General features: G+C 30.4%; 1 protein-coding gene. It reads right to left on the bottom strand.

The window, feature by feature from the left end:
- Positions 1-264, bottom strand: a 264-nt coding sequence (locus FBF73_RS09960) for a hypothetical protein (RefSeq protein WP_206146691.1), incomplete at its 3' end; no start/stop codon positions are given.
- Positions 265-500: the final 236 nt, after the last annotated feature.

Here is a 500-nt window from a genome sequence, read left to right as displayed (position 1 = left end):
ATGATTGATTGATTCAACATCAATAACAGCCTTGTAACCACTGGTTTTAAGCTTATTATCTATTTCAATATCAATCATGTTATCAACTACATACCATTTTCTGATTTTTTTCAGGAGTTCTATTGAATCAGGGTGTAATAAGATCTTTTTACCTTGCTTCTTAGTATTTAGAAAAGCTTGATGTTTTTGAATATATCTTCTTACAGTTGGAGCAGGTGTATCAATAACTTTTGAAATCTCATTAATATTCATCCAATCCATCATACAAACTCACTCCTTAATTAATCAGTCGAATTAATTAATTGATTACTAATCACTCATTAAGAAACTATGTACATTTTCGTCGAATGTTTGAGAAATTCCTATCTAATCAATTGATAAATGATTAATTAATTTGATGTTTGACTTCGTTTTGGGGTGGAGTGCTGGCTAGGGGTTTGGGGACTAGTCCCCTTTTACGTTATTTAAAATTTAAGGTAAGAGATATTTTAGGACGATTG

The organism is Streptococcus mitis (genome assembly GCF_005144795.1).
Taxonomy (GTDB): domain Bacteria; phylum Bacillota; class Bacilli; order Lactobacillales; family Streptococcaceae; genus Streptococcus; species Streptococcus mitis_BB.
Note: the sequence above shows the minus strand (reverse complement) of the source record. Positions and strands in the feature narration are given on the sequence as shown.